Below are 25,525 nucleotides of genomic sequence, written 5' to 3'. Positions count from 1 at the left end.
CCTTGTGATCGGCCAGCCCATGCGCGCCGTCCCCGGTCACCTGTCGCCGATCCCCAACTTGACGAAATCCTGACACAGCGAGGCGCGCCGCTTCATTGCCGACTTACGGCAATCCTGACCGACCTTTTCCTGCCGTCTATCGGCTACGGCCGGATGGGGACGAAGCGGCGGTGTCCGGCGTGAAGGCGACGCCACACTGTAGGGCCAAGGGGTCTTCACTCAGAAATGAAGTGGGTGCGGTCGAGAGGGATGACGACGGCCGATTGTTTGGTGGCCTGCTCGCGCAGGGCTGTGTTCTCCGCGAGCAAGGCGGCGATGACGGTAGCGGCTGCGTCGACCTGGTCCTGGAGTTGCTGTCGCTCTTGCCGGTTGTTGTTGAGTTGTCGGCGAAGGTCAGCGATCTCCTGTGTTTGTCGTTGGTCGTGGATGCTTGCCGGGCTCTGGCCGATGTGGTCGTCCCAGTCAGCGAGCACGTCGGTGGCGCGGTTCATGGTGGCTCGGCTGACGCCGGCCTCCCGCCAGAGGTTGTTCTTTGTCAGCTTGCCGTCGGTACGGGCTGGTCGTCCGGTGAATAGTCGTTCCATAGCTTCCCGCAGTGCCTTCTCGGCCCGCGTGGAGACCTTGAGCTGAGGGGCCTCGCTCATGCGCCGTCTGCCTTCCTGAGCGCGAGTTCGACGTCACGGATCTGTTCGTCGATGGCAGCTCGGCGGTTCGGGGGCAGCCGTGGCTGGTCACGGAGCCGGCTCAGCGAATCGTGCTCGGCCTTCCAGATCGGTAGGTGTTCGGGGGCGATGATGCTGTTGCTGCAGCGTGCGGGCTGGCAGCGGTCGATGAGTGGCCCTCGGTGTCCCGGGGGCACGATGGCGTCTTCGAGGCACTTCGCGCCGACGGGGTTGTTCTCGTCCATGGTGCAGTGGTTGAGCTTTCCGAACCGGATCGATAGGTGGGTGCGTTTGAGCAGGCCGTGTTCGACGCGAATGTCCCCCCGCTGGGCCTTTCCGTTCGCTCGGAGGGCTTCGGCCTTCTCCCGGACGGCAGCGAAGGCCGAACGCATCTGGTCAGCGCCGGGCCCGAAGCCGATGGCCTCGCCGCGGCTGTCGGCGTCGAAAAGGTCCCTCAGCCGTTGGAACCGACGTTCGGCGATGGCGGTGGTGAGGAGGCGGGCCCAGGAGGGGTCGTGATCCATGTAGCCCTGGGTCCAGCGGTTGGCCAGGGCTCGGGTGGCTGCGTGCTTGAGCTGCATGCCGACAGCGATTTCCGATCCGGGATAGTCGCGCGTCAGCATGGCCATGGTCCGGCGGAACATGTGCGGGGTGACCTTGCTGGGAGGGATCTCGGCAAGCCCGGTGACGCTCCGGTGACAGTTGACGTGCTTGATGAAGCACCTGATGGCGGTCTGGCTGGTGAAGCCATTGCCGTGGAAGCGCGGGGTGACCGCGGCGAAGGCGAGGGTGTCGCTCGTCGACAGGTGCATGGCCGTTTCGATGGCCTGGGCAACCGGTGCGATGATCCACCAGTGGGCGGTGGGCAGGTCGGGATCGAGCTTGCGTTTGACCGACTTCACCGCCTGGGTGCCGAAGTACTCGGTGAGAGCATCTTTGGTGATCTCGCGGATCTCGCAGTCACGCATCATCGACAGCGCGGCGACGAAGACATAGCAGGCATTGCGCAGGGCCAGGCACTCGACCGCGAGTTCGCGGGGCTGGAGACTGTCGTGCCAGGGGCCGCGGCTGTCGTCCGGCCTGGTCACCTCGCGCAGTCCGTCGATCAGACTGGTGCGGATGCGGCCCTCGGCAACGAGCCGTTCGGCGGTGGCCCGGCGGGCGAGGCCGGCGCGGTTCTGCTTGGTGAAGAAGGCCATCTTGCGGGACTCGAACCCGACCAGGGAGGTCAGAAGCTGCCAGTTCACCGCCAGTTTCCCCGTGAGCTGGTGCACGGGGACCTTGTTGCTGGGATCGGCGAGCCAGGCGGTGAAGCGGGTGTCCGCCTCGGCCGTGGACAGGGGGCGGGCTTCGGCCTGGAGACGGTGCCAGTAGTCGAGTGCGCGCAGGATGTCGGGACCGAAGTCGTTGATGTACGCCCATGCAGCGCGGACGAGCGGGAACCATGTCTCCGGCCGGATCACAGGGGTCTTCAGTTCGGGGACGGTGGGGTGGTCGACGACGGCGTTCGTGCTGGTGTCGGGCCAGGGATCACGTGCCAGCCCACTGCCGGCCAGTGTTCCCCGGAAACGGTGCAGGGTCTTGATCACGTGGACGTGTCCGGTGGCACTGGCCGCTTCGCCCTGCTGGCAGCGGTGCTCGATGTAGGTCTTGAAGTCGTCGTCGCTCCAGTCGCCGACCCATGGGGGAAGCTGACGGGAGACGCCGTAGGCGTGCAGGGCTCGCAGGTGTCCGATGCGCTGGGAGACCGTGTGCGGTGCCACCGGGTCGGGCGGCAGATGCAGCCCGCGGGCGAGTACGGCTGGGTGGCGTGGGTTGAACCAGATCATGGCCATCTCGCGGGCCAGGAGATTCCACTGAGGGTCCAGCTCGCGGAAGATCACGCGGAAGCCGGCGGCAGCCAGGTTCGGGGCCCTGCGGACGATGCCATTTAGGTCCCAGCAGCCGGTGTTGCCGAACATCGGCGGACAGGCGCCTTCCAGGACCGGGTGGGACTGGATGACGGGCTCGTCGTCCCGGAAGACCGAGACGGGCAGGGCGAGCGGCAGGCGGCTGGTCATGCGTCGAACTCCACGTGTGCCGAGAGGGGGAGAGGCAGGGCCGCCTTGCCTTCGGCGATCTGGCGGCGGGCCTGAGCGATCTCTGCGTTGGTGCGGGCCTTGATCGCTTCGGTGACGTTGACGCGGCTCTGCCCCCAGAGCGTGTGGAAGAGTTGAGGCGACAGCCGCAGCTGGAGGCGTTCGAGATGGTCGGAGAAGAGCAGAAGCTGGGGGAGGTTCGAGGGCAGCACGAACGCGTTGCGGCATTCGAGGCAGCGGGTGGGGGCGACCGGGCAGAGCTGGCCGGCGCGTCCGTAGGGAGAGGCGAAGGGGTCCCTGCAGCTGGAGACGCCCATGTCGAGCTGCCCGGTGCGAAGCTGTTCCACTTCTTCCTCCGACAGCCCCAGGGCGGCGGCAGAACCCGGCTGGCCCAACGACTGCTCGGCTTCCTCGCCCAGCACGACGGGACCGGCCACCGCTTTGTCGAGCCAGCGCGTCTGCGCTGCGGTGATCACGCTGCCGGCGATCACCTTCAAAGTCGTGCCGTGCGCGTAGTGGCGGTGGAAGGTCTGGACCGAGTGGTCGTCGGCAATGTCACTGACGCGGCCCTTGAAGGTGATGGCCTTCTCGACCTTGCTGGACTTGCGCAGGCGCCGGATGTCCGGCTGGCCGTCGACTGACAACCCTCGCTCCCGCAGCCAGCCGGCGAAGGTCGACGTCCGGTCGAGCCTGGCGGGTGTGACCTGCGGCCAGAACATCGCCGCCCGCAGGAACAGCGGGACAGGGAAGATGCCGAACCTTTCGGCCAGCGGCCTGTTCAGTTCCAGCAGCCGACGACAGATCTCCCCGGCATCGAGTCGGGGCTGGGCCGGGTGCAGCAGAGCCGGGCTCTCTGGCTCCGGCGTGCTGAACGCCTGGCGCGTTCGGGCGCGGGCCCGGCCCTTGCTGAAGTCGATGGTCACGCTGGAGGAGCCGAACTCGATGTCGTGCTCGGTAAGCGCTGCCACTTCCTCCGGGGCCCGGCCAGTCGCTGCCATCAGCAAAATCCGGTAAGCCTGCAGATCGGAGTTGTGCAGGAACAACTGCCTCACCAGCCCCCTGACGACAGCGGCCTTCGCGGCGACCGGGCGGGTGCCGGCCGGTGCCAGCTGCCGCAGGCTCGACGGCATGTCCCGCCAGGACGGAAGGGCCTTGCTGATCTCCGTGCAGTTCAGGGCATCGTGAGCGATCGCCCACAGGAGGTTGGCCTCATCGGCCCAGCCGCCCTCGCGCGGATCACGGCCGCGGGCTGAGAGGTCCCAGCCGCGGGCGAGGCGCCTCTCGACGTCCAAGCGGGCGGCCCATGCGGCCTGGACGATCTTCTTCCTGTCGGCCCGGGAGAACTCGTCCAGCTCAGTGGTCTCCCCCCGACGCAATCCCAGGGCGCCTTCGAGCCAGCCGTGCAAGTGCCCAGCAACCACACGCTCGGCGTGGAGCGACCGCCGCCCGATCAGCGTCCTCAGCCGACCCGCATGCCAGGCCGGACTTCGCGAGCCGGGCCTGTGCCGGGAAGGCAGCAGACGGACCCATTCCGTCACCGCGTGGTGCAGGTCTGGGTCGGTGCCCGCCAGACTCGCCCGATGCGGCCGGGGAACAGTGGCATCGACGTGCGTGCAGAACGCCTCGATCGTCTGCCGGTAGTGCGTCGCCGAGGTCGGACCGTAACGGGCGTCCTCCACCAACTCCACCCACTCATCAGCGAGTTCCCCGGCCAGCGTCGCGCACGCGAAGCGTGCCGGATCGAACGTCACCGTCCGAGGGCGGCCCTGACCGTCGACCGTCGACACCTCGCGGACGCCGACCCGGGCCGGGACCGCAGGGCGAGGAACAGGAGCGGGGAAATCACGGGTGTAGTGGCCGCGACGGGGCATGGCCGGCGTCCTCCAAGTCCATCAGGCTGCGGGCGATCGTGATGTAGGAGGCGCCGCCGGCGGCCGTCCACTCGTGGAAGGCTTCATCGACCTCCCGCATCGGGTCCTTCAGGTAGCGGATGTAGCGGTAGGTGGTCGATGGGTGTGCGTGGCCAAGGCGGCGCTGGACCACGAGCAGCGGATTGCCGGTCATGTGGTTCAGCAACGTGGACATCGGCAGCCCCTGGTCCTCCGCGTCATTCAGGGCTTCGCGCGTCAGGAAGATCAAGAGCCGCAAGGCGAAGGTGTGCCGAAGGTCGTGATAGACCCAGCACCGCCTGGGCAGTACCGGCGCGTGCTGGTTGCCGGCCCACGCCTTTATCCGGTCCCAGGCCCTCCAGCGGATCTTGTCCCAAGCCGAGAAGGTGAGCATTTTGCCGCCCTGCCCGATGAAGAGCGCCAGCGGATCCAGGCCGTCGCCGGTCTCCCGTACCGCCAGACGTCGCAGGTCCGGCTTCATGTTCTTGATCGTGCGCGTGATCGTCAGGCCGTCGAGCACCCCGCGGACCCTCGTGCCGTCGGCCTCCAGGCGCTGGATCACGAACAGCTCTCGGTGCCGTCGTCGAAGTGAGCGCTGGGCCTTCGCCACGATCTCCGGACGTTCGAGCAACAGGTAGGGATCGAGCAATTCCATCGGGTCCGGCGCGACATAGACCGAGCGCGGCCGTCCGAACTTGGCGCAAGCCTTCAGCTCGACGTCCGCGAACGCCGGCCGCCGGCCATCCACCAGACCGAGCTCAGGCAGGAGCAAGGTGGCCCACTCCTGGATCCGCATCCCCGTCATCAGCGCCAGCTCGCAGGCGGCGCGGTTTCGGTGGGGCCGCCAGCCCCGGAACGAGACATCCAGCCCGGCGTCCGGAGCCAGTCCCCCGAATCCGACGTCCCTCAGATAGAGGTACTGGTCGAGTTCCATGTGCCGTACGCGCAGGTCAGGGCGGATTCTGCTGGCGAGGTTGTCACGCTGCGGTGTCGCCCGCCAAGGCTGCCGGGTGACGACACCGATCCGGATCAGATACCGGTAAAGAGACTCGATGGCAGCCCAGTCCCGGTCCCAGGCGGCGTCACCGACCACCTCCTCCGCCTCGTCCTGCCGCCACAGACGAAACTCCCGAAGGTCTGTCTCCGTGACCGACTGCAGATCCGTCCCACGGGCCAGCAGGAAGTGCAGCAGCATCAGCACGGAGTACGCGTACGACCGCATCGTCTTAGCGTCCTTGCGTTCCAGCGCCAGCGACCGGAACCACGACGACACCGGCTCGACCGGGCGCATCGCTTCATCCAGCAGGATCGGCGTACCCGAAGGCACCAGACGCCGGGCGAACAGAGCTGACAACTCTGCCTGACTCAATCCAGCGACCTGGCCGACCCTCCAGACCTTCCGCTGGTCGGTGAAGAACAGCTGCACGTAACCCCACAGGCGAGCGTCACCACTCTGACAACGTGCAGTCTTTCGGTGCCAGTAGGAGGTGTGCTGGGAGATGCCGCGATGTCACTCGGATGAGACAACTTCAAGTGTCTGGAGAACCGTCGTACTTGGGCTCGTACCACCAGCCCGGCCCCTCGGGCAGGACCGGGACGGCCTGGGCCAGTGCCACCTTGATCGGGAACTCCACGGAACCGATCCTGCGAGCCCGGCATCCCCGGAGCGCGCCGGGCGGTCCGAACAGCCCTACCCGCTGGCCAGTCCCGTCTGCGGATTGCAGATGCGGCTGGATTGCATGATGCCGCTCGCAAGCTCACCGAGGAAACCGAAGGGCACCGCCGTGCCGAAGCATGCCTGCGCTCGACGACGCAGAACGCCTGCGGCTTCATCGGCATCCCGGCTCACCGCCAGGCATCGGCAGAGCCACATACACGCACCGCTCCCCCGCACTACGTCACCGAATCCCTTCAACACGAACAACCCCCGCCTTCGGCACCGCCGGGGGCTTCGTGCTTGCTGCTTCCTGGACTGGAGGACCGACGCGCCGACATACGAAGCCACACCCCGCTTCACCGCCGACCACCACCGCCTCACCCCCGAGCAACGCAGGCGCTTCCGTCGCATCGTGACCCGGGCCTTCGTGCCCGACCTCCGCAGCGGGCAATTCCGCAGCGGCCTGCGCATCAAACGCGTCCGCTGCGCGCCGGGCGTCTGCGAGCTCACCTGGTCCGGCGGCGGCCGGGCGACCTGGTGCTACGGGACGGAGCGGATACGCGGCGCACACATCGTCTGGCGCCGTATCGGCGGGCACGACATCTTCACCGGCCCGTGACCGGGTCAGGTGCTGAGGCGGCAGGAACGCCAGCGGTGGCCGGTGCGGCTGATCAGCCCTCGGGCTTCGAGGCGGCCGAGCTGGTAGGCGACGGAGCTGGTGCTGGACAGGCCGACCTTCTCGCCGATCTGCCGGACGGACAGGACGTCGGGCCGGGTCATGCCGCTCTCGTCCCGCGCTGCTCCTGGCGGTGAGCGAGCCGTCGCAGCTCAACCCGGGCGGCGGGTGTGCCGGGCGGGGTGGACCAGAACGGATGCCACAGCAGGTAGGCGGACAGGTCCAGGAGGCGGCGGCGCAGGGCGGTGGTGTGGCGGGGGCAGGGTGCGGCGAGCTGCCGATAGGTGGCGAGCCAGTCGCGCTGAGCCCGGACCAGGTCGTCGGGGAAGGGGAAGGCCATACTCCGATTAGAGCATGTGTTCGATTTCTGTTGCGACTCGATCCGGGGCACTGGGCCCGAACGGATGACGCCGCGGGGCGGCCGGTGCCAGCCTGATGAGTTCGGCCGCTCGCGGGCCGCCGGGCGAGCGGGAGACCATCCGACCGAACCGGCGCGGGACTTCGGTTGACCTTCACCTTGGGGGAAGCCACAGCATCAGTGGTGCCGGGCGACGTGCCCAGTAGGAGGAGAGCGGGCATGGAACTGCTGACCATCGGGGCGTTCGCGAAGGCGTCCCGGCTGTCGCCGAAGGCGCTGTGTGGTGCTGTCACGTTGTTGGGTTGCAGGTGCCTGACGGTGCGTCGTGGCCTGGTGGGGCCCGCGGTCCGGGCCTGTGGTCAGGCCGTGGTGGGCCGGCCGGTGGCGCCGGTGATCTGGTCCCAGATCGCGAAGCGGACGGTCATCTCGGCTCGGTGGTCGAAGGCGGTCATCAGGTGGCGGTGAGGGCGGAAGTGGGGTGAGATGCCGCTGAACGCGGACAGGAACCGCTGGGCCCCGCCGACTGAGCGGAATCCCTTCATGGCACGTTCGCGCTGCCGGGTGGGCTGATGACTGTTCTCGGCCCGGTTGTTCAGACCCTTGTGGGAACGGTGTTCCACCGAAGGCATGACCTCGCGGTGCGCCGCGCCGTAGGAACGGAGCCTGTCGGTGACGACCACCCGCGGCGCCGTACGTGTCTTCTTCATCAGGCAGCGGAAGAATCGTCCTTCCGCAGCCTTGTCCCGCTTCCCCTGGACGAGGATGTCGAGCACGTTGCCGTCCTGGTCGACGGCCCGCCACAGGTACTTCCTCTCGCCGTTGATCTTCACGAAGACCACGTCCAGGTGCCACTTGTCCCCGGGCCGTGGCCGACGGCGGCGCAGTCCGTCCGCTTAGGCCTGACCGAACTTGGCGGACCAGTGGCGGATGGTCTCGCAGGAGACGATGACCCCGCCCTCAAGCACCAGCTCCTCGACCTCGCGGAAGGACAGCGGGAAGCGGAAGTACAGTCATACCGCGTGCACGATCGCCTCCACCGGGTATCGGTGGCCCTTGTACGACGGCGACGCGGACAACACAAACGAATCCCTCCCCGGCACGACCAACCAGAAGATCATCCCACCCTGCCAGTCAACGTGACAGCGCCGCCACGACGCACCGTCAGGCACCTGCAACCCAACAACGTGACAGCACCAATCAAGATCTATCCCTGTAGTACTAGCCAGGGGCGCACTCAGCGACTCGTGGGGTGGCCCGCGGAAGTAGCTGTGACTGAGCAGGTCGCGCCGAGGTAGCCGCGCAAGTTCAGTCGTCGGTGAGTCCTTTGCGAATTCGATTGTGCAGGGAGTGCAGTGCTTGCCGGAGTTCGGGCGGTTCGATGTCTGTGATGTCGGCGTCGAAGGTGAGGAGGAGGCCCGCGAGTCCTGGCCATGACCAGGCGCCGAGGGTGAGTCGGCAACTGTCTTCGGTGTCGTACTCAACTGTTGATCCGCCGGGGCGAACGGGGCGACGGTGGACGCGGGCAGGGCGAGGATTGCCGATCCGCGGCATTGCCATTCGGCTGCGGCGTCTCCGCGGTCGTGGGTGGTCATGACGAAGGTGACGGGATCGTTGTGCGGGATGTCGCGTCGGTCGAAGGGGGTGTGCGTGGGTAGGCGTGGTGTGATGCGGTCGAGGCGCATCACGCGCCATCCATGTGCGTCCCGGTCGAAGGCGACGAGGTACCAGCGCGCCGCCCAGACCACGAGGTCGTGCGGCTCCAGGGTGAGGGCGACGGGTTCGCCGTCGCCGGTGTAGTCCACGCGGACGAGGTGTCGGCGGTTGATCGCGCTGCCGATGGTGCGGACGATCTCGGCGTGGATCGGTGGCGCGGGGAACTCCCAGTAGTTGCGGGCAGCGGAGACGGTGAACGCTTCGGCGTGGACGCGGCTGCGCGCGGGCATCGCTTGATGCAGTGTGGCGAGGGCGCGGGCTGAGTTCTCGCGGATGCCGGAGAGGATGGTGGGGACGGTCTGGAGCGCGACGGCCGCAGCAACGGCCTGGTCTTCATCGAAGACAACCGGCGGCAGGCGGGTCGCGCGGCCGAGTCGGTACCCGCCACCAGCTCCGCGGACGGCTTCGATCTCGTACCCGAGGTCTCTGAGCGTGTCGATGTCACGGCGCACGGTTCGCACCGACGCCCCGAGCCTGGTGGCGAGTTCCTCAGCGCTCAGGGTCGCGGCGGTCCCAAAGATCGACAGCAGCTTGAGAGTCCGCGCGGAGGTGGTAGCCATGGTCCCTGATCCTCCCACCCAAAGCGGCCACTCGGTGGCAACTATGGCTGTCATCGTGGCCGACATGACCGATTCACCGAGCCCCCGAGAGGGCAGACGCGCATCTGACGCTTTCACGACACTCATCGCCGGCGCCGGCGCGACCACGGCGCTCCTGGTGGTGCTCGTCGGTTCATTCATGGACCTTCTCGACGCGACGATCGTCACCGTCGCTGCCCCGGCAATAGCCCAAGACCTGGGGTCTAGCGACGCTCAGATCCAGTGGACGATCGCCGCCTACGTCCTCGCCATGGGCGCGGGCCTGATCACCGGCGGGCGGCTCGGTGACCAGTACGGCCGCAAACGGCTGTTCATGACTGGGCTGTCCGGGTTCATGGTCACCTCCGCGCTGTGCGCGCTGGCCGTCGATCCCGGAATGCTCATCGGCATGCGCGCCGGGCAAGGGCTGACCGCGGGGATCACGGTCCCGCAGGTGTTCGGGATCATCCGCGCATCGTTCGCCCCGGGGGAGCGTGCCAAAGCGTTCGGCGCCTACGGGGCCGTCCAGGGCCTCGCCTCGGTCGCCGGCCCGCTGCTGGGCGGACTGCTCGTCGACACCGACCTGTTCGACCTGGGATGGCGCACCATCTTCTGGGTCAACGTGCCGGTCTCGATCCCGGCGCTCATCATCGGCGCGAAGATTCTGCCCGAGTCCCGGTCGGCCTCGACCGCACAACTGGACCTGTTGGGCGCTGTTCTCGCGGCCTCGGGCATCTTCCTGTTGCTGCTGCCGATCATCCAGACTGAGACCTGGGGATGGCCCTGGGCCAGCTACGCCCTGCTAGCGGCCGGGATCATCGTGCTCACGATTTTCCTGGCCTACGAACGCCGCCTTGCCCGAGGTGGGAACGAACCCGTCTTCGACCCGGCTCTGCTCCGAATCCGCGCCTTCGCGGGCGGCCTGAGCGCTTCGGTGCTCTTCTTCGGCGGTATCGGGCCGTTCTTCCTCACCCTGTCGGTCTACCTGCAAAACGGCACCAGCCGAACCGCGTTGGAAACCGGCCTAGTCATCCTGCCTTACGCGCTCGGCTCGATCGTCACCTCCGGCCTCGGCGTCGCCCTGGCCGCCAAGGCCGGCAGGGTCCTGCTGATCACCGGCTCACTCACCATCGCAGCATCTCAGCTCGTCCTATGGGCCATCACCAGGGACGGCAACAACCCCGGATACTGGCTCCTCGCCCTCGCCCTGTTCATCGGCGGCCTCGGGCTCGGCCTGGCCGCACCCATCCTCGTCAACGTCGTCCTCGCCGGCGTCCCAGGACGTAACGCAGGCGCCGCCGGGGGCGTGCTCTCCACCGTCAACCAGATCGGCGCCGCCATCGGCATCGCCGTCCTGGGCACGATCTTCTTCACCACGGCCACCAAATCAGACACCGGCGCGCCGACCCTGCCTGACTACAGTCACGCACTCAGCATCGTCCTGATCACCTCCGCCGTCCTCTACACGATCACGGCACTGGTGATGCTCACCCTTCCGAAAGTCGCAGCCGCCCACACCGAGTAGAGACGCACACCGGGCGAACCTCGTCGGGCAGACGGTCTCCGACACAGACCGGCGCGGTCATGCTCCCGCTCGCCGGATGGGCGGCCGCACCGCGAGGGAGACCACAAGACGCTGCTCCCCCGGATCGCAAAAGCAACCCACAGCCAGAACACAACGCCATGAGCCTTTTCCATCCTCAGTTTGAGCAGTGTCAGGTGACGGCATTTGGGCACCCTTCTGACCTGCGCATTCGGGGGTTTGGGTCAGCGGTCGGGTCAGGGGCGCTGAGAAGAGCGGCGGCGGGCCCGGTCTTGCACTCGGCCATCAGCAGTTCGGCGAGGAAGCCGCGGTAGACACCTGAGGTACATAAATCGTCAAGCCAGGCCGGTCATCATTCGAATGGACGTCGATAGCATCATGGACATGCCTGACGTGTGGATCGGCTTCAACTCTGCTGACCGCCAGAGAACTTGGTGGCAGAACGGCCTCGTGACGCTGGCCCTCACTGGTGTGATGGTGGTGATGATCCTGACCACGCACGAGCCGAGCAAATGGTGGTTTGTGAGTGGCCTTGGAGTCCTCGCTGTGGTCGCGTTCGTCGGCACGGTCAATCTGATCTATGGCAGGGTCCTCCTGACCGCAAGGGGATTGGAGTTCCACGCCTTCGTCAGCAGGCGAGTCATCCCTTGGAGCGAGGTCGCCGGTATCGAGACGCGGCGGCGGGTGATCCGGAGCAGAGTTTGGTGTGATCTGCGAGTCGTCAGGGTTCGCGGGCGGTCGCTCACGATTCCGGGGACGGCCACCAGCCGGGTGATGGATGCCGAGCTTGAGCGGAAGCAGGTAGCCATCCAGGAACGCTGGTCCCGCGCGGTCAACGGCTGATGGACTTCATGCCGCGAGAGCCTCGGCTGCCGCGGGGAAGGCGATGGCTTCGTCGAAGCGGGTCCCGTGTTGGAGGCAGTGGTAGAGCTGGCCGATCATGCGGTTGAAGAGGTTCCTCTGAGCCGAGGCATGCAAGTCTCCGTGGTCACGACGCTTGCGGTAGTGGGCTTTGGCACCTGGCGATGCGTTCGGGGCAGAGAAGGCCCAGAGGTAGCCGACGTGGTTGAGCCGATCGTTCTTCACCCACCGTCGGGTGACGCTCGATTTCTTTCCTGAGGCGCGCGTGATGGGTGAGGCGCCAGCGTAGGCCTTGAGGCCGCGGGCATCCACGAAGCGTTGACGATCGTCTCCGATCTCGGCCAGTACCCGCGCACCGAGCTGGACGCCGAGACCGGGGAAGCTGAGGATGATCTCAGCGTCCGGGTGCTGAGGGAACGCCTCTTCCACCGCATGTTCCAGATCGTCAGTGGCCTTGGAGGCAGCCTCCAGCTGGAGCAGGAGAGCAAGCATCTGCGTGCCGAGCGCATCTTCGACGAGCCAAGGTTGATGAGCCCAGTCAGCTCGAAGAATGTCGCGGAGTCGCTCAACTTCTGCTTCGATGCCCCGCTGACGGCCGGCCCGTTTGAGGGCGGCCTGAAGCTGCGCGCGAGTCAGTTTTGCTGCCCGTGTTGGAGTGGGGGCGAGCCGGAGAAGCTCGCGAGCTTCCGGCCTGCACAGCCCCTTCTTCCAGGATTCAACAGCTGCGAGAGCCGCAGGGTAGTACTCCCGTAGGAGCGAACGGAGCTGGTTGGCTATCTGCTGGCGGTTCCAGACGGCATCCTGCTGGGCGCGAGCGAGAACGGCGACGGCGCGGGCCAGTTCGCTGTCCTGCGGCAGTGGCCGGTGGGCGTGCATATCGGTGCGGAGGATGTTGGCCAGAACCAGGGCGTCGCCGGGGTCGGACTTCTTGCGGGAGACGGCATGCCGGTCGCGATAGCGGGCTGCGGCCATGGGGTTGATCGCGTATATCTTCCGCCTGCCTGTGCGGAGTACTGCGACCAGTAGGCCGCGAGACGTTTCGATCGCGACCGGGATCGGGCTCTCCTCGGTATCGCCGTACTCAGCCAGCAGATCCAGGAGCACCTGGTAGCCGGCGGCATCGTCGGTGATGTGCCGTTTGGCGACGAGCTGGCCGCTGTCGTCGACCAAGGCAACGTCATGGGTACGTTCGGCCCAGTCAATACCACAGTAGATCAAGGCTTTCCTTCCGCCGTGCTCTGTCCTGTCCACGAGCTCATGCGGGCCACGCAGCGACCTAATCCCAGGACTCAGCCTCTACAGCCGGTCCGCCACCTCAGTAGCTGTTCGTGGCACCAGCTCGCCCCACGGGCCTCGGTCTATGCATGAGCTCAGACGGCTCAGGCCTATCAAGAGGTCACCATGAGGTGGGCTCGTCCCACCAACACCAACGAACGAGCAAGGTCTGGTGTTGATGCTCGACAGCGCTGAACGGCGCCGGTCTACCGCCAGGCCTTCTCAGCCCAGTCATCTGTAGGCGTACGTCCAGCGCCGACGAGCGTCAACATGCAGGCCGTGGTGATGGCCCACGGACGCCAAGACGTGCCCAGTCTGTCCGTAGGCCTCAAAGGCCAGGCCGAACCGTATGCATCCCACCTGGCACCCCCGCGGCCATCACCACTTGAGCGTCCAACCAGACCGCTCTAACTACGGATTAGGTCATCTGGTCCTTGACCGCCCGGTCTGCGATGTCGTTGAACTCGTGCCGGATCGAGGGCAGCCGCAGGAGGCGGCAGGCGGTGTCGATCGCGGCGTCGGCGGCCTGCTCGGTCAAGCCTCGCTGGCGGGGCGGGGTGGTCACTGTGCTTCTCCCTCACGGTGGTCGCTGCCGCTGGTGCGGCGGCGTCGGAGCAGTTGGCCATAGGGGGTCACCGACGGCAGCGGCCTGGTGTCCGGCGGAAGGTGCGCGAGCCGCCACTCGTGCAGCGACGTGACGGTTGCCGGCGTCTGCCCGGAAACTGCCGGAATGGATGTGCCGCCGGTCGGCTCGTCCTCGGCCTGGGCGGCCTTGCGGGCCTCCAGGGCGACCGCGTCGGCGGTCAGGGCGCCGGCCCGCAGCGCGGTGGCCAGGCCCGCGACGACATGCTCGTGGGCGAGGTGCCGGTTCAGCAGCAGGACCTCGATCAGTGCCCGGGTGCCGTCCCGCTCGCCGTGAACTTTGCGGGCCTGGGCCCACCAGGCGTCGTGGACCGGGGTGAACTTGCCCGCTGACCGGGCCTGTTCCAGGGCCGTGGCACCGGGGAAGGCCCCCGGCTTACGGATGAGGGCTTCGAGGTAGTGGTCCAGGTCCAGGCGGCAGCTGCCCTTCGCGATCAGCCTCTCGTGCCGGGCCACTTCAACGTTCCTGTCGTAAACCACCAGATGAGAGGCGTGCAGGACGACGCGCACCCGTTTGCCGATGAGACGGGTCGGGACCGAGTAGCGGTTGGTGCGGACGGCGATCTGGCTGTAGCGGTCGACCCGTGGCGCGAACAGTCGGCCCGTCTCGAACGGTTCTTCCGGCAGCGGCATCAGAAGCGGCTGTTCGACGGCGAAGTACTCATCAACGGTCCGGGGCCGTGAGCCGATCCGGCGGTGCCCGTCGTGCAGGTCCCACTGGTCGACCAGCTCGTTCAGTTCGGCGAGGGAGTCGACTTCCGGGACTGGGGTGAAGTGGTTGCGGCGGAAGTAGCCGATCATCCCTTCGACGCCGCCTTTCTCGTGGGCGCCTTCGATGCCGGGGCGGCAGTAGAAGCTCTCGATGTTGAAGTGCGAGCGGAAGGCGATCCATCGGTCGGTCTCCACCCTGGCCCGGTTGAGCCCCAGCACCTGGGCGACGGCCGACTTCAGATTGTCGTAGCGGATCTTGCTCCGAGGGACACCGCCCAGCGTGCGGAGCGCGTGCACGTGCCCTTCGAAGAAGGCTTCCTGGCCACAGGAGGCGAAGACCCGGTGCACGGCCTTGCCCGAGTAGGACATGCGGAGCGAGAACAGGTAGCAGGTCACCAGCTCGCCGGCCAGGCGTACCGTCACGTCGCCGAAGTCGACCTCCGCCTCGTGGCCCGGCAGGTGGGTCTGTGGCACGAACGCTTCCACCGGAGCCTTGCCCGAGGCCGCGAGAATCTCCGGCTTCCGGTCGGCAACGTAACGCCGGACCATCTGGTAGGACACGTCGGCGCCGTGCTCCTGGACGAGCCGGTGGAAGATCCGCGTGATCGTATGCCGCTGTTTGCGCGGCGCGTCGAGGTCCGTCCGCAGCATCTCGTCGACCACCGGCTTGTACGGATCCAGCGCAGTCGGCCGCGGCGGCAGCTTCTTGCGGGGCTCTGGCCAGACGGAGTCCACGGCCTTCTTGACCGTCCGCCACGACACGTTGTACTTGCGCTCAAGCTCGCGCATCTTCATGCCAGCACGGTGATCACGCCGGATCGCCGCGTACAGCTCGACCTTGGACATCTGCGGCATGACCAGGACCTTTCACCAGGAGCACCCCGTGCTGCCCTGGCAAGTACCTCAGCGCTGCCAAAACTCGGGTTCTGGCTCAACTTCTGTGATCGCGGCCTGTCGATCGCAAGGACGGCGCGGCAGACGTGGGAAACCAGCAGGTCAGCAAGATCGCCCCGAATCGGGTACGAGCGGGAGCGACGTACCACCACAGAAGTTGTGCCAGAGCCAAAACTCGTGAACATCACCCGACCGTGGATCTGGGTGCCTCCCAAACCCATGAACAACTGACGGCACTACTCGTGAATAAAGCCACCCGGTCGACCGCCTTGTTCCAGCTCGCCACCGAACTGCCCGCCGCGATCCTCGCCCGCACCCTCGGCATCCACATCACCGTCGCCGTCAAATGGCAGCGAGTCGCAGCCGGAGACTGGGGCGCCTACGCAGCCGACATCAGCCGCCGTCCAAAAAACCCAGGAGCCCACATGACACACCACGCCGAACAATCAGCGAACCAACCCGAGATCTCCCAGGAACGAGTCGCCGAAACGCAGGAGATCATCAACCGCATCACACGCTGGGCCGCCAACCGCCAGGACATCGTCGGCCTGCTACTTGTCGGCTCATTCGCCCGCGATGCCGCGCGGCCTGACTCCGATATCGACATCGTCCTGCTCACGACAGACCAGGCTCAGTACTTCAACAGCACCTGGGCCAACGAGCTCGCTCTCGGCGAGCTTGTCCGAACGCAATCGTGGGGGCCCATCACCGAACGACGCTATGCCACGGCCTCAGGTCTGGAACTTGAGATCGGCATCGGCTCTCCGGAGTGGGCACAGACGGACCCCGTCGACCCTGGCACACGTCGCGTCGTCACCGACGGCGCCCGCCCTCTGCACGATCCGGCAGGAGTCCTTGCCGCTCTGATCCAGACATGCCGATCATGACCATCCCGTCAGAGGCATTCGGGCAGTTCCAATACCCGACTCCACCATTACATGTGCAGCAGACCCGGGTCGAGGACGCCTGAGCGGCAGGGCAAGAGCGTGCCGCGAAGCGGCTGGAAGGGCTGATCCGATGAGGTGGAACCTGCGGCTGACCGCCGCGAACAAGGGCATCTGGAAGGCATCCGAGCTCCAACGGAGCCTGGCCGAGCATGGGTTGGTCATATCGGCGGGGAAGATATCCGGGCTGTGGTCCGGGCAGCCGGTCTCCCCCAAGCTGGAGGACCTGGACGTGTATCTGCGTCGTCCTGTGCTGTGAGATCGGTGACCTGCTGATCCCCGAACCGCAGAAAGTCACCCGTCCCGGCCAGGACGCCGATGCCCGGCAAGCGGCCGCCGGCTCCTTGGGTCCGGCCCCTGCGGTGGTTCCTCGCCGCCGTGATGGTCGGTCGCTTCCTCCGATGTGACCTATGGACCCGAGTTCCTGCCCGGATTGCCTGTCCTGGGGGTGTTTCTTCGAGCCGCGGTGCTCGACGTGTTCCTCGTTCGCCAGCCGCTGGAGGGTAGACGTGTGCGCCGGCTGCACGCGCCAAGTGCCCCTGCGGGAGGGGTACTGCCGTCTGTGCTGGGTCCAGGCGAGAACGGAGGCCTCCGCGACTGGCGACAAACCGGAGTCCTTCCTGTCTCACCTCCGCCACCAGCAGCTGTTCTTCTACGGACTGACGGCACTCTGGGACCGGCGCCCCAAGCCAGCGGCAGTCAAGTACGACCGCCGGGGCCGGCCCCGGCGGCCCGATCCGGCCCCTGCACCCCCTCCGTCCGCGGTCTGGTGCCAGCTCGCGCTGTTCGAGGCCCGCCGAGACCTCACGGGGCGGAGGGCCAGCGATGAGGACGCTCGCCGGAGCAATCCCTGGCTGGCCTGGGCCCGGCATAGCGCCCACCGGCTCGGCGAGGCCCGCGGCTGGCCCCGCAAGACACGTCTGAACGTCGACCAAGCCCTGGTCATCGTCCTGACCGGCCATGCCGAGGGCGACGCAGTCCGGTACTCGGAAGTCTTCCCGGTGCTTCGGTCGCGCGGCCTGAGCGTCGAGCGGGCCACGGAAGTACTCGACCACATCGGCGTGTTCCTCGACGACCGGCCGTCGTCGTTCGAGCTGTGGCTGGAGTCCAAGCTCAACGGTCTCGCCACCGGGATCGCCCACGATGTCGGAGACTGGGCCAAGAAGAACGGCACCATCTTCAAGAACCCGACCAGCCGCATCCGGGTCGGCCAACGGGAGGAAGGCGTCATCCAGCCCCTGGAGCCCGAGCACATCAACGGTTCCATCGCCGCCGTCACCTATCCCGCCGACCGGCTGATCCTCGCCCTCGCCGCCGTCCACGCGGCACGGCCTGCGGCGATCCGCCGCCTCCAACTCGACGACCTCGACATCGGCAACCGGCGCCTGTCCGTCGATGGCCGCACCCGTCGGCTGGACGAGCTCACCCTTCAGGTCGCCCGGGAATGGCTGGAGTTCCGGCGCCGCCGCCGGCCTGACACCGCCAATCCGCACCTACTGATCAACAAGCACACCGCACTGGGAACCGGCCCCATCGGCAAGAGCTCGGTCGCCGGGCCAGCACTGCACCGTCAGACCGCCGCCCTGGAACGACTCCGCATGGACCGCCAGCTCGAAGAAGCCCTCGCTCACGGCCCCGACCCGCTCCACCTCGCTGAGGTCTTCGGCCTCAGCGAGAAGACCGCGATCCGATACGCGAACTCGGCGCGGGCGCTGCTGGAACAGGCAGCCGAGCGCTCAACATCCCACTCAGGAAAAGAACTTGGCCCGGCCTGTGGAGCCTTGAAGAATGACGGCCATGCAGATTCGACAGGCATGGCCTGATGACGCTTCAGCGGTCGCTGGCGTCTACGTGCGCTCCTGGCAGGTGGCCTTTGCCGGTCTTGTTCCGCAGCACTACCTCGATGCCATGGACCCAAGCCGTGAAGAGTCCGGCTGGAATACACGCATCGTAGCGACACAGTGGCCAACTTCGGGAGTACTGGTAGCCGAGACCGAGGTGGGGATCGTGGGGTTCGCAGGTTTCAGCCCGTCTCAGGAGACGCCCGCCGTCGCGGAAATCGGCACGCTCTACGCGATGCCGGAGGTGTGGGGCACGGGGATCGGAAAGCAGTTGATGCTGGCCACGCTGACCACCCTCGGACAGGCCGACTACACGCAGGCCACCTTGTGGGTACTGGAAGACAATGAACGCGCTCGGCGCTTCTATGAGGCCGCCGGTTGGCGCGCAGATGGCGCGGCCGTGGAAGACACCACTGGCGGAGCCGCCCTGAACAAGTTGCGATACCGCCGTCCTCTTGGCTAGCCCGCTCACCATCTTGTGCATCCGGAAAGCCACGAAGCGGCTTGGTCGCGAGTTGGAGTCGAACTCGCGGATCCACTGCCGTGGAGCACGACGACGGACCCCTGGGTTCCCACCGAGAACCGTTCAGTTTCCCTGAACTCACGGGACTCCGGGCGTGTGACCCAGATGCACGTCAAAGGGGCAACGGGATGATCTCGAAGCCCTGGATATCCAACCCAACACCCATTCGACCCAGTCGTCGGCGTGGCGTACGACCAGGCGGCCTCCCGGCGGATCGCCTGCTCGGCGATCCGCCGGCCGCGGCGAAGAACCGGCGACGACCTGACAGTGAGCGCCGTGGCGGCCGCCTCCGTCACAGGCGAAGGACGACCAGGGCGGTGTCGTCGGAGCCGCCGGCAGGTGGGGTCAGGTCGGCCAGAAGTGTGTCGGCGAGCGTGTCGGGGTCGGTGCCCTGGTGGCGGGCGAGAGAGGCGGCAAGCCGGGTCAGGCCGACATCGATGTCCTCATGGCGGCGTTCGATCAGCCCGTCGGTATACAGCACAAGGGTGGCCCCCTCGGTGAACACGGCCTCGGCCTGGGGGCGGCGGGGGCTGTGTTCGGGGCGGGCGCCGAGCGGGGGGTCGGTGGCCTGGTCGAGGAAGTCCACGGTGCCGTCGGGGTACAGCAGGGCCGGTGGAGGATGGCCGGCGTTGCTGTAGGCGATGGTGCGGTTGGTGCCGTCGACGACGCACAGAACCGCGGTGGCCGACTCCGCGCCGTCGACCGATCGGGCGTACAGACCGAGAGTGTCCAGGGCCTGGGCCGGGCCGTCGGTGACGAGGGAAGCGGCGGTGAGGGCGCTGCGCAGCTGGCCCATGACGCCGGCGGCGGCCAGCCCCTGGCCGACGACGTCGCCGACGGCCACCGCGATACGGCCGTCAGGCAGCTCGACGAGTTCGTACCAGTCCCCGCACACGTTCAGCACCCCGGCCGCGGGGCGGTAGCGCACCGCTGCGCGGTGATGCCTCAAAGGCACAGGGGCCGGCAGCATCGCCTCCTGCAGGCTCAGGGCGACCTCGCGTTCGCGGGCGTGCGCCTCACGCAGCCGCTCGTTGACGTCCTGCAGCTCCCGGGCCCGGGTGTACAGCTCGGCTTCCAGCACTGTCGCCCGGTCTTTGCCGCCTCGGCTACGGATGAGCTCGGTGATGTCCTCCTCCCGGTGCAGCAGCAGCGCCACCCGCCCGTCCGGGCCGAAGACGGGGACGTTGACCGGACTCCAGTACCGCTCCTCCCACACCCCGGGCCGGTCCGGGTACTCCACGTCATAGCGGTGAAGCGTCATGGCATCGCGCTGCCCGGTGGCAGCCACCCACCGCAGCGATGCCTGCAGCTTGCGCATGCCGGTCACCGCGGGGTCCTTGGGGTCGTCGGGAAAGGCGTCAGGCAGGTAGCGGCCCACCACCTGGTCACGGGTACGCCCCATGCCGCTCAGGAACGCCTCATTGACGTCGACGTACACCAGGTCTGTGGTGAACAGGGCCACTGCGCTCGGCAGCGCCTGGAAGACAGCCTCGTAGTCGATCCCATGTGTGTTCACGATGCCACCTGTCAGCGACGCTGTGTCGATCACGTGCCCTGTCACGATATGTACCAGCGTGGCTCCAGAGAGGGCGGCACACCCGTGTCGCAGAAATCTACGACCCGTCCGGACACGGACCAGCCGACCTCGCCAAACCCCTCCGTTAGAATTCTGAGCTGTGCAAACACCGAAACGCCACCGGTCGTCATGTCATGAACACTCAGAAACAGCACTCAGTGGGCGGTTCGTGAGGCTTTGAATGGTTCTGCCGTCGCCTGATGGTGTGGCGGTGGGGCGGAATCCGCCGGTCCACGGGTGGTGATCTGGTGGTGTGATCGGGTGAGTGAACGCAAGCTGTACCCGAGTGACTTATCGGACGAGCAGTGGTCGTTGATCGAGCCGGTGATCATCGCGTGGAAGGGCCGGCATCGCTCGGTCAGCGGCCACCAGGGCGCCTACGACATGCGGGAGACCGTGAACGCGATCCTCTACCAGGGGCGGACCGGCTGCCAGTGGGCCTACCTTCCGCACGACCTGCCGCAGAAGAGAGCGACCTACTACTACTTCGCTGCCTGGCGGGACGACGGCACCGACCAGGTCATCCATGAACTTCTGCGCTGTCAGGTCCGTGAACGTGCCCGCAGGTTAGAGGACCCGACCCTGGTGGTCCTGGACACCCAGAGTGTTCACGTTGCCGCCGGGGTCCCCGCCGCCACGAGTGGCCATGATCCGGCCAAGCGGGTGCCCGGCCGCAAGCGCGGTCTGGCCGTGGACGTCCTCGGCCTGGTCATCGCGGTTGTCGTCCTCGCCGCGAGCGCCCACGACAACGCCGCGGGCATCCTCCTGCTGGACCAGGTTGCCGAGCATGCCGGTGGAAGCGTCCGCAAAGCCCTGGTCGACCAGGGCTTCAAGAACCAGGTCGTCCTGCACGGCGCCGGTCTGGGCATCGATGTCGAGATCGTCGAACGCAACCCGCAGGTCAAAGGGTTCGTGCCGCAGCCGAAGCGGTGGAAGGTCGAGCAGACCTACGGAATCCTGATACTGCACCGGCGACTGGTTCGTGACTACGAGCACCGTTCCGACTCCTCCGTCTCCCGCGTCTACTGGGCGATGACCCACGTCATGACCCGGCGCCTCACGGGCGCGAACGCCCCCACCTGGCGCGAGGCGCAGGCGGTGGCAGCGTGAACCTCCGGCCCCTGCTCGACGCCCTGGACCTCCAGGAAGACGCCGCCCGGGCCCTGGCCGACGACCTCCGCGTACAGATCGACAGCCTGCAGAACCGGTTACGGCAGGCCGAGACCCAGCTGGAACATCTCGCTATCACCCGCACGACCGTCACCGGCCTCGCCGCCGGCTGCCCACTGCGGTGCCGGACTTGCCCGAGCACCCGGACTACCCGCGCATCCTCGCCGCCTTCAATCATGCGCCCGGACCACTACGGGCCAGGGACGTCTGCCAAGCCCTGGGTCACGAACTGCTGCCGAAGAACGTCGAAGGCACCCGCGCCAAGCTGAAACGCCTGGTCAAGCTCGACATTCTCACCGAGGTCGACACCGGCAACTTCACGAGAAAGTCATAGCCGGACACCTACGGCCAGCAATCTCTGGCCACAATCTGGTGTGCGTACTGGTCGTCCGGGCCGATGTCTTGGACTACCTTCTGGGCTTCTTGCACCCGACCCGTCTCGCACAGCAGTCGAACAAGGACGTACAAGGCGCCACGGTCACCGTCTTCGGCGCGGTCACGCAGCGCCGCCTCCATGCCCCGCTCTCGAAGCGATCTGTTAAGTCTTCGACGTGCGTGGCTATCCGTGAGGGCGCGCTCCGTAAGTTCTGGAATCCGTTCCGCCCGGGCCAGCAGATCCATGTGCCACAGATGGTTGTCGTGCATGTCTGGATCGTCTGAGAAGCACTCGGCGTGGGCGCTTACCAGCGCGATCGCCACGTCCCATTCTTGAAGCTGTTCCGCCGCCCGAGCTCGCTCCAACCAGTCCACAGGACGAGTATCGCCTGTCGCCCCGCAGGACAGCGCCTTCGAAATAACCGCTGATGAGCGCCCTTCAAGGCAAGTCGCGGTCAAAAGCCCTCAAACCGGCCTCTCGGAACGCCGTACAGGGTGGCCTACGCGGCGAAGCCGATGTTGGTGACGTACTCGTACTGGACCCACTGGGATCCCAGGTCGACGATGACGTCCTCCCAGGCGTCGTCCAGACCCTGGTGGTCGCCAGCTACCCAGGCCTCGACGATGCGGTCCCAACGGCGAACGTTCATCGCACGGTACTCCACCATCCGCTGGAGCGGCCGCGGCACCTGCGACTGGTGGAGCGGGTGGATCTCCACCCGCGTTCCGCCGACGGCGTTCAGGCGTCGCAGGAGGTGCTGGGCGACGTTCTGTCGGCGCACCTGGCGTGATTGCCAAGTCCCTGGTCGGTGTCCTGGACGTGGCCGACCGGAACCTTCCTGCGTGCCGGCACCCAGCGCCGGGGTCGTGCCGGTCGCAGGGGGAGCTTGCACGGCCGACACGACCCGCCCCTCCACCCTCCTCGCCCACGACGGCATATGCCGATCGGGTACGGCGGATTTCCTCTACGCCATCGTCGTGGTGTGTCGCCGCGCGCCATGTCACTCGTCCCGCTCCGGACCGGGTCCCGGAGACAGCACCTGGGTCAACGTACAGACGGCGGCCGCTTCGGCGGACGGACCGCCCGGCGGCCATTGAGATCCACCACCCCACGGCAACGACGCACGGCAGGCCGGATCATGATGAGCAGGGACTCACCTTTCCGGAAGTCGAGGGCCCGACACCGCGCGGCCCAAGTGGATCGGGCCGAGTGTGGCGGCGCTGGTAGACCGTGACCCGGCGGCCTCGTTCGTCGGTTTCGGAGCAGCGGACGAAGTGTGCCTGCAGGACGCGCTGTTTGGCCTGGTCGCGATCTGTGGAGGTGGATGGTGCGCTGTCGTCGCTGACGACGACGATGCGGTGTGCGGCCAGCATGGCGTCCGCTATTTGCTGCGGAGAAGCTTCCGTACCGTTTAAGGTGCCGGATTCCAGCGGGCCGCGTACCAGTGCCAGATCTTGGATTCCGGTGAAATCTGCGGGTGAGACAAGTGCGGTGTCACGACGTGCCGCGGGGATGTACAGCACCACGTCGCCTGTCTCGCGGACCGCAGCGACGTTCTCGGCCGTGGACAGTACATCGTCGACTCGGCCGGCCGCGCTGCGCAGCGACGTCTCGACGGGAAGCAGTGCGAGAAAGGCGAGGGCCATGACCGTGGGGATCAGCCAGTGAGGTGGTGTGCGCAGGCGGCAGGCAAGTGTCCGGCACGCTGCGCCGATGAGGAGGGCGAGCCCGAGGTGGCTGAACAGGACGTAGCGGGCCAGGTACATGGGATGGGCCAGGGAGACGGCGAGCAGCACGAGTTGGGGAAGGGCAAGCAAAGGCAAGGCGACCGCGGTGAGCGAGAGCCTGGCGTCGGAGGGTGTGCGGTGATTCTCTCTCGCGCGTGCGAGCCATGCGCAGAGCGCGCCCGCGAGCAGTGTGAGCAGCAGGCCGAGGAGCGTGCTCTGGCCGACTGGGGGGATCCAGGCTATCTGCCCCGATTGTGCAGTGCTGGCCAGGATGAGGGGCAGCGTGGCAATCACGGCGGCGGACGAGGCGGCTGCCCATCTCAGGAGGGTCGCTCTGGGCGGGCGGGCGAGGGCAGTCGTTGCCGCGTGGGCGAAGAGCACCAGAAGTGAGAACCAGTTGAGCAGCGCTCCTGTCAGCACTGCCGCGCTGTACGCGGTCCAGCGTCCGACACCGGGGCTGTCGACTGCGGCGACCAGCAGCCAACTGGCCAGCGCCACACAGGCCGCGACCAGAGCATACGATCGCCCTTCCTGTGCATACTGCTGGACCGCAGGGATCAGGGAGAAGCCCAAGCCTGCAGCCAGCCCCGTCCACCTGTCGGCCAGTCGGGCCCCCAGGAGCGTAACCAGGGCGGCGGCACCCGTCATAGCCACAACGGAGGGCATCCGTAAGGCGACGAGGTTGTCTCCGAAGACGGTGAACACACCGTGCATGAACAGGTAGTAGAGCCCGTGGACGACATCGATCCGGTCCAGCATGTGCCAGATTTCGGGCACGGTTCTGTGGGCCACCTGCCATGTCGCCGCCTCGTCGCGCCACATGCTGTCCTCACGCCTGATCCCCCACAGGCCAAGGAGAAGTGTGAGCGTTGCCGGACCGGCCGCATCGTTGATTATTTTGCGCATGGCAATATCCCGGCTCGGCGTGAAGGAGGAGGCGAGTGGAACGCCAGGCATCCGCCGGGCAATCCTGATCACCTGCAGCACGCTAGGCGTCGGGAGGGATCAGGGTCGTCACCTGCGATGACGACCCAGAGTGTCCATCGCAGGAACTACGAAGGACCCGCATTCGGCCACTGGACGTAGTCCTCCAGTACAGACTGGGCACCCAAATGCCGTCGGGCGCGGATACAGCCTCCTGTTTGCCGCCTTAGATTCCGGCGTCAGCGAGCGGACCACCAGCCATCGGAGTCGGACGCGGGCAGGCCATCGAGACACCGGCAGCAAAACCGAGGACACAGAAGGCGTCGGCGACACCGAAGGCGCCACTCCCCGGCACAGACGCCAGCACACCGGCCCGGCACCGCATCGCGCACCTGGCCGCTGGTCAAGTCCGGTGCCGAAGGCGAGACCGTCGCCGCGATCCAGCTCCTGCTCACGGCTCACGGGTACCGCACCGACGTTGACGCCGAATTCGGCCCCGCGACCACCGCGCACGTGACCTCCTACCAGCGCGACCGCTCCCTCGTCGGCGATGGCATCGTGGGCCCGGACACCTGGCACGCCTTGATCGTCAGCGCTCGTGACGGTGACAAAGGCCCCGCGGTCCAGGCTCTCCAACGCCTCCTCACCGCGCACAGCCACCCCGTGAGCGTGAACGGAGTCTTCGACCAGGAGACCACCCGGGCCGTGACCGACTTCCAGACCGAACACCAACTCACAAGGGCACTGTCACGTTGGCCGATCGGGTGAAATGATCTTCGAGTTGATCATGGTGGAGGGGGTTGTCCGTGGGTAATACGCCGCCGTTGTACAAGGGGCACCGGTACCCGGTGGAGATCATCGCGCACTGTGTGTGGCTGTACTTCCGCTTCCCGCTCAGCTTCCGTGA

Annotated in this window: 21 protein-coding genes and 6 pseudogenes; 11 read left to right on the top strand and 16 right to left on the bottom strand. The window is 66.9% G+C overall.

The window, feature by feature from the left end:
- Positions 1-215 precede the first annotated feature (215 nt).
- The 4 genes from ACFV8T_RS41315 to ACFV8T_RS41300 are packed head-to-tail and all read right to left on the bottom strand — an operon-like array spanning position 216 to position 6,055.
- Complete coding sequence (locus tag ACFV8T_RS41315) at positions 216-644, bottom strand: hypothetical protein (RefSeq protein ID WP_385337917.1); 429 nt, start codon at positions 642-644, stop codon at positions 216-218.
- A complete protein-coding gene (locus tag ACFV8T_RS41310; protein ID WP_385337914.1) occupies positions 641-2,722 on the bottom strand; it encodes a hypothetical protein in 2,082 nt (693 codons plus the stop codon). The genes ACFV8T_RS41315 and ACFV8T_RS41310 overlap by 4 nt, the downstream gene beginning before the upstream one ends.
- On the bottom strand, positions 2,719-4,527 hold the full coding sequence (locus ACFV8T_RS41305) for a hypothetical protein (RefSeq protein ID WP_385337912.1): 1,809 nt from the start codon (positions 4,525-4,527) through the stop codon (positions 2,719-2,721). Before ACFV8T_RS41305 ends, ACFV8T_RS41310 begins: the two co-directional genes overlap by 4 nt.
- Before the next feature lie 55 nt (positions 4,528-4,582).
- Positions 4,583-6,055, bottom strand: coding sequence for a tyrosine-type recombinase/integrase (locus tag ACFV8T_RS41300; protein ID WP_385337910.1), 1,473 nt, complete (start codon positions 6,053-6,055; stop codon positions 4,583-4,585).
- Between the two features lie 643 nt (positions 6,056-6,698).
- Here ACFV8T_RS41300 and ACFV8T_RS41295 point away from each other — a divergent pair.
- Positions 6,699-6,905 (top strand): hypothetical protein, encoded by a 207-nt coding sequence (locus tag ACFV8T_RS41295; RefSeq protein WP_385337908.1) that lies wholly within the window; start codon positions 6,699-6,701, stop codon positions 6,903-6,905.
- A gap of 5 nt (positions 6,906-6,910) precedes the next feature.
- On the opposite strand, the gene ACFV8T_RS41290 is transcribed toward ACFV8T_RS41295, so the two are convergent.
- The 5 genes and pseudogenes from ACFV8T_RS41290 to ACFV8T_RS41270 form a co-directional block, all read right to left on the bottom strand.
- Complete coding sequence (locus ACFV8T_RS41290) at positions 6,911-7,066, bottom strand: hypothetical protein (protein ID WP_385337906.1); 156 nt, start codon at positions 7,064-7,066, stop codon at positions 6,911-6,913.
- The gene (locus ACFV8T_RS41285; protein ID WP_385337903.1) at positions 7,063-7,302 is read right to left on the bottom strand and encodes a hypothetical protein; all 240 of its coding nucleotides are present in this window, start codon (positions 7,300-7,302) and stop codon (positions 7,063-7,065) included. The genes ACFV8T_RS41290 and ACFV8T_RS41285 overlap by 4 nt, the downstream gene beginning before the upstream one ends.
- Before the next feature lie 377 nt (positions 7,303-7,679).
- Positions 7,680-8,330, bottom strand: a pseudogene (locus tag ACFV8T_RS41280) (IS6 family transposase).
- Between the two features lie 295 nt (positions 8,331-8,625).
- Complete coding sequence (locus ACFV8T_RS41275; protein ID WP_385337969.1) at positions 8,626-8,871, bottom strand: WYL domain-containing protein; 246 nt, start codon at positions 8,869-8,871, stop codon at positions 8,626-8,628.
- A 68-nt stretch (positions 8,872-8,939) separates the two neighbouring features.
- Positions 8,940-9,593 (bottom strand): annotated as a pseudogene (locus ACFV8T_RS41270) (helix-turn-helix transcriptional regulator); the annotation flags it as partial.
- A gap of 64 nt (positions 9,594-9,657) precedes the next feature.
- Here ACFV8T_RS41270 and ACFV8T_RS41265 point away from each other — a divergent pair.
- Positions 9,658-11,136 (top strand): MFS transporter, encoded by a 1,479-nt coding sequence (locus ACFV8T_RS41265; RefSeq protein WP_385337966.1) that lies wholly within the window; start codon positions 9,658-9,660, stop codon positions 11,134-11,136.
- A 402-nt stretch (positions 11,137-11,538) separates the two neighbouring features.
- On the top strand, positions 11,539-11,997 hold the full coding sequence (locus ACFV8T_RS41260; protein WP_385337901.1) for a hypothetical protein: 459 nt from the start codon (positions 11,539-11,541) through the stop codon (positions 11,995-11,997).
- 6 nt (positions 11,998-12,003) lie between these two features.
- On the opposite strand, the gene ACFV8T_RS41255 is transcribed toward ACFV8T_RS41260, so the two are convergent.
- The 3 genes and pseudogenes from ACFV8T_RS41255 to istA all read right to left on the bottom strand — a co-directional run bounded on the left by ACFV8T_RS41255 (position 12,004) and on the right by istA (position 15,489).
- On the bottom strand, positions 12,004-13,233 hold the full coding sequence (locus ACFV8T_RS41255; protein WP_385337963.1) for an IS110 family transposase: 1,230 nt from the start codon (positions 13,231-13,233) through the stop codon (positions 12,004-12,006).
- 478 nt (positions 13,234-13,711) lie between these two features.
- Positions 13,712-13,828: pseudogene (locus ACFV8T_RS41250) on the bottom strand (AAA family ATPase); the annotation flags it as partial.
- A 23-nt stretch (positions 13,829-13,851) separates the two neighbouring features.
- Positions 13,852-15,489 (bottom strand): IS21 family transposase, encoded by a 1,638-nt coding sequence (istA, locus tag ACFV8T_RS41245; protein WP_385337960.1) that lies wholly within the window; start codon positions 15,487-15,489, stop codon positions 13,852-13,854.
- Positions 15,490-15,731: 242 nt separating this feature from the next.
- On the opposite strand from istA, the gene ACFV8T_RS41240 reads away from it, so the two are divergent.
- The 4 genes and pseudogenes from ACFV8T_RS41240 to ACFV8T_RS41225 all read left to right on the top strand — a co-directional run bounded on the left by ACFV8T_RS41240 (position 15,732) and on the right by ACFV8T_RS41225 (position 18,785).
- Complete coding sequence (locus ACFV8T_RS41240) at positions 15,732-16,424, top strand: nucleotidyltransferase domain-containing protein (RefSeq protein WP_385337898.1); 693 nt, start codon at positions 15,732-15,734, stop codon at positions 16,422-16,424.
- A 130-nt stretch (positions 16,425-16,554) separates the two neighbouring features.
- A pseudogene (locus ACFV8T_RS41235) lies at positions 16,555-16,888 on the top strand (helix-turn-helix domain-containing protein).
- A gap of 126 nt (positions 16,889-17,014) precedes the next feature.
- Complete coding sequence (locus tag ACFV8T_RS41230) at positions 17,015-18,304, top strand: hypothetical protein (RefSeq protein ID WP_385337895.1); 1,290 nt, start codon at positions 17,015-17,017, stop codon at positions 18,302-18,304.
- On the top strand, positions 18,279-18,785 hold the full coding sequence (locus ACFV8T_RS41225; RefSeq protein WP_385337893.1) for a GNAT family N-acetyltransferase: 507 nt from the start codon (positions 18,279-18,281) through the stop codon (positions 18,783-18,785). Before ACFV8T_RS41230 ends, ACFV8T_RS41225 begins: the two co-directional genes overlap by 26 nt.
- Positions 18,786-19,137: 352 nt before the next feature.
- Here ACFV8T_RS41225 and ACFV8T_RS41220 read toward each other — a convergent pair whose 3' ends face one another.
- Positions 19,138-20,364 carry a PP2C family protein-serine/threonine phosphatase gene (locus ACFV8T_RS41220; protein ID WP_385337957.1) on the bottom strand — a complete coding sequence of 409 codons (1,227 nt, stop codon included), beginning with the start codon at positions 20,362-20,364 and terminating at the stop codon, positions 19,138-19,140.
- A gap of 318 nt (positions 20,365-20,682) precedes the next feature.
- Between ACFV8T_RS41220 and ACFV8T_RS41215 the strand changes: the two genes are divergently transcribed.
- Together ACFV8T_RS41215 and ACFV8T_RS41210 are read left to right on the top strand one after the other, a co-directional pair.
- Positions 20,683-21,531 carry an IS5 family transposase gene (locus tag ACFV8T_RS41215; RefSeq protein ID WP_385337890.1) on the top strand — a complete coding sequence of 283 codons (849 nt, stop codon included), beginning with the start codon at positions 20,683-20,685 and terminating at the stop codon, positions 21,529-21,531.
- Positions 21,532-21,712: 181 nt separating this feature from the next.
- Complete coding sequence (locus ACFV8T_RS41210) at positions 21,713-21,925, top strand: hypothetical protein (RefSeq protein ID WP_385337887.1); 213 nt, start codon at positions 21,713-21,715, stop codon at positions 21,923-21,925.
- 8 nt (positions 21,926-21,933) lie between these two features.
- Here ACFV8T_RS41210 and ACFV8T_RS41205 read toward each other — a convergent pair whose 3' ends face one another.
- From ACFV8T_RS41205 to ACFV8T_RS41195, 3 genes and pseudogenes are all read right to left on the bottom strand, one after another.
- A complete protein-coding gene (locus ACFV8T_RS41205; protein ID WP_385337884.1) occupies positions 21,934-22,290 on the bottom strand; it encodes a hypothetical protein in 357 nt (118 codons plus the stop codon).
- A gap of 176 nt (positions 22,291-22,466) precedes the next feature.
- Positions 22,467-22,754 (bottom strand): annotated as a pseudogene (locus ACFV8T_RS41200) (transcriptional regulator); the annotation flags it as partial.
- A gap of 349 nt (positions 22,755-23,103) precedes the next feature.
- Positions 23,104-24,672: a glycosyltransferase family 39 protein gene (locus ACFV8T_RS41195; protein ID WP_385337881.1), complete on the bottom strand. Its 1,569-nt coding sequence runs from the start codon at positions 24,670-24,672 to the stop codon at positions 23,104-23,106.
- A gap of 150 nt (positions 24,673-24,822) precedes the next feature.
- Between ACFV8T_RS41195 and ACFV8T_RS41190 the strand changes: the two genes are divergently transcribed.
- The gene (locus ACFV8T_RS41190) at positions 24,823-25,386 is read left to right on the top strand and encodes a peptidoglycan-binding protein (RefSeq protein WP_385337955.1); all 564 of its coding nucleotides are present in this window, start codon (positions 24,823-24,825) and stop codon (positions 25,384-25,386) included.
- Between the two features lie 38 nt (positions 25,387-25,424).
- Positions 25,425-25,525 (top strand): annotated as a pseudogene (locus ACFV8T_RS41185) (IS6 family transposase); the annotation flags it as partial.

Origin of the sequence: Streptomyces sp. NPDC059832 (assembly GCF_042731715.1) — a bacterium.
GTDB lineage: Bacteria > Actinomycetota > Actinomycetes > Streptomycetales > Streptomycetaceae > Streptomyces.
This window is presented reverse-complemented; position numbering and strand designations above follow the sequence as displayed.

Bases quoted from the DNA above. Each gene is read 5' to 3' on its own strand.
- ACFV8T_RS41315 (WP_385337917.1), bottom strand. From the start codon at position 644: ATGAGCGAGGCCCCTCAGCTCAAGGTCTCCACGCGGGCCGAGAAGGCA.
- ACFV8T_RS41310 (WP_385337914.1), bottom strand. From the start codon at position 2,722: ATGACCAGCCGCCTGCCGCTCGCCCTGCCCGTCTCGGTCTTCCGGGAC.
- ACFV8T_RS41290 (WP_385337906.1), bottom strand. From the start codon at position 7,066: ATGACCCGGCCCGACGTCCTGTCCGTCCGGCAGATCGGCGAGAAGGTC.
- ACFV8T_RS41285 (WP_385337903.1), bottom strand. From the start codon at position 7,302: ATGGCCTTCCCCTTCCCCGACGACCTGGTCCGGGCTCAGCGCGACTGG.
- ACFV8T_RS41275 (WP_385337969.1), bottom strand. From the start codon at position 8,871: ATGCCGCGGATCGGCAATCCTCGCCCTGCCCGCGTCCACCGTCGCCCC.
- ACFV8T_RS41265 (WP_385337966.1), top strand. From the start codon at position 9,658: ATGACCGATTCACCGAGCCCCCGAGAGGGCAGACGCGCATCTGACGCT.
- ACFV8T_RS41260 (WP_385337901.1), top strand. From the start codon at position 11,539: ATGCCTGACGTGTGGATCGGCTTCAACTCTGCTGACCGCCAGAGAACT.
- istA (WP_385337960.1), bottom strand. From the start codon at position 15,489: ATGTCCAAGGTCGAGCTGTACGCGGCGATCCGGCGTGATCACCGTGCT.
- ACFV8T_RS41225 (WP_385337893.1), top strand. From the start codon at position 18,279: ATGCAGATTCGACAGGCATGGCCTGATGACGCTTCAGCGGTCGCTGGC.